We start from the raw sequence: 2,514 nt of genomic DNA, 5'->3' as shown, positions 1-2,514 counted from the left end.
ACTGGTACAGCCCAGGCGGGCTGATTGGGCGACGGCGGAGGGCCGACATCCTGCACGCGGTAAAAATCGATTGTCTGACGTCGAGTATCTACAGTTTCGATGGCATATACGAGCAGGCGGTCGTGTGCCCCAGTGCTCCGGCCGCGGGCAAAACATGGTCTACATCCAACACAGATCGAAACCGTAGCGGTCGCGGCGTCGCGGGAGCGACGGCGCTGTGTAATGATCGTGCTCCAAAAGATGAGATGCAGGCGGATGTGAGCCTGCAGGATATGGATACCGAGATCGGGTCGAGGCAACGCTTGGCCCGAAACGGGCGGCTGCCTGCATTGCTGTAACGATAAGCCACGACCGACAGCCGCCACTTATCAGCCGGATCGGGCGTGGGATCGGCAGCGCGGCGCGCCTTATACCAAGCGCCGTTGACACCGACTTTATGGTGTCGCAGGGGTAAATATCGAAGCCTCTTGGTATTATTCTTCAATGCCCAGCGTCGTGCATAAATTCGGCATGCGCCTGCATTCTGCTTCAGGTGGGTCGTGCAAGATGGGCGTTGATCCAGTCGATCGAGCCTATCAGGAATCTTGTGTGAGGGGTCATAGTCAGCCCGGCGGAGGGCTTGGAGAGACCCATGACCATACGGAACGAACTGATTGACGAATTGCTGGCCGGCCAGGATCCGGCCTCGGTGATGCGCCAGGATGGCTTGCTCGGTGAGCTGAAGAAGGCGCTTCTGAACCGACTGATGGCAGCCGAGTTCGAGCACCACCTGAGCCAGGATCGCGCCGCTGGCGAGGGCAAGAACCATCGCAACGGCTCCACCCGCAAGCGGGTGCTAACCGATGACAGCCGGGTCGAGATCACCATTCCGCGTGACCGGGAAGCACGCTTTGATCCCGTGCTGATCGGCAAATACCAGCGCCGGCTGCCGGGTTTCGACGACAAGGTGGTCTCGCTCTACACGCGCGGCATGAGCACCCGGGAGATCCAGGGACACCTGGAGGAGATCTACGGCGCGGAGGTCTCGCCGCAGCTCATCAGCACGGTCACCGATGCGGTCACGGCCGAGGTCGCCGAATGGCAGTCGCGCCCGCTGGAACCACTGTATCCGGTGATGTTCTTCGACGCGATCCGGGTGAAGGTCCGCGACCAGGGCACGGTATGCAACAAGGCGGTTTACCTTGCGCTCGGGATCACGCCGGACGGCCGCAAGCACATCCTGGGGCTGTGGATCGATCCGAACGAGGGCGCCAAGTTCTGGCTACGGATCGTCAACGAGCTGCGCAACCGCGGGGTCAAGGACATCCTGATCGCTGTGGTCGATGGGCTGAAGGGTTTCCCCGAGGCGATCAACGCCGCGTTCCCGCAAACCTTGGTTCAAACCTGCATCGTCCATCTGCTGCGGAATGCGCTGGCCTATGTCTCCTGGCAGGACCGCAAGCAGGTCGTGGCCGCGCTGAAGCCGGTCTACCAGGCCCCTACCGCCGATGCGGCGTTGATGGCCCTGGATGCCTTTGAGGCCGGCCCCTGGGGCCGGAAATACGCCACGATCGCCCCATTATGGCGACGGCAATGGGATCAGGTGATCCCGTTCTTTGCCTTCCCGCCCGAGGTGCGGCGGATCATCTACACCACCAATGCCATCGAAAGCCTCAACAGCACCTTACGCACCGCCGTTCGCAGCCGCGGACACTTCCCGACCGACGAGGCGGCGATCAAACTGCTATATCTGGTCTTGCGCCGGATGGAGAAGAACTGGAAAAACGCTCAACGCGAATGGACCGCCGCCATGACGCAGTTCGCCATCATGTTCGGCGACCGGTTCAGCGTCGAGTAGAGGGATCAAGTGAAACCGACCCCTCACACAAGATTCCTGACAGGCTCTCCCAGTTGGTCGGCCTCATGCGCTACCTGTGCGGGCCGGCTGCAAGCAACGGCAGAACCGTTTTAGATCCGCATCGGATGGTCGATGAAGACTCCAACGTTGTTCTGATCGTGGGCGAAGCCGAACGTTGCACCGATATCCCTGGCCCGCCTCAAAATCGAACTGACAGACTATCCGTTGTTGGAGCCCCCAAGTCCCTCACTCGGCTATGGCAACCGCCACCCGGCTGCGGGCGATGCGCAGCACCATGAGGGCCGCTATCAGGCAGGCGATGCCGCTGGCCACGAAGGCCGGGACGTAGCTGCCGGTGAGGTAGCGGGTCTCGCCGGCACCGAGTGCTGCCAAGGCGCCGCCGATCTGGTGGCCGGCGACGATCCAGGACACGATCACCGGTGCGTCTTTCTTGCCGAACGCCTCGTTGGTCAGGGTGACGGTGGGGGGCACGGTGGCGACCCAGTCAAGACCATAGAACACCGCGAAGATTGTGAGGCTGACGATGTCGAAGTTGGTGAACGGCAGGATGACCAGGGACAGGCCGCGCAGACCATAGTACCAGAACAGCAGGACGCGTGAATCGTAGCGGTCGGTGAGGTAGCCGGACAGCGTGGTGCCGACCAGGTCGAACACAC

The 2,514-nt window shown here is 61.8% G+C and carries 3 protein-coding genes; 2 read left to right on the top strand and 1 reads right to left on the bottom strand.

Translation table 11 applies throughout. The annotated features are described in order from the left end of the window. Together AC3XYG_RS17630 and AC3XYG_RS17625 are read left to right on the top strand one after the other, a co-directional pair. Positions 1 to 338, top strand: a 338-nt coding sequence (locus AC3XYG_RS17630; protein ID WP_489141156.1) for a hypothetical protein, incomplete at its 5' end; no start/stop codon positions are given. 293 nt (positions 339 to 631) lie between these two features. Next, on the top strand, positions 632 to 1,837 hold the full coding sequence (locus AC3XYG_RS17625; protein WP_489141155.1) for an IS256 family transposase: 1,206 nt from the start codon (positions 632 to 634) through the stop codon (positions 1,835 to 1,837). A gap of 246 nt (positions 1,838 to 2,083) precedes the next feature. On the opposite strand, the gene AC3XYG_RS17620 is transcribed toward AC3XYG_RS17625, so the two are convergent. After that, on the bottom strand, positions 2,084 to 2,514 hold a 431-nt coding region (locus AC3XYG_RS17620), incomplete at its 5' end, for an MFS transporter (RefSeq protein WP_489141154.1).

Source organism: Inquilinus sp., from assembly GCF_057815775.1.
Note: the sequence above shows the minus strand (reverse complement) of the source record. Positions and strands in the feature narration are given on the sequence as shown.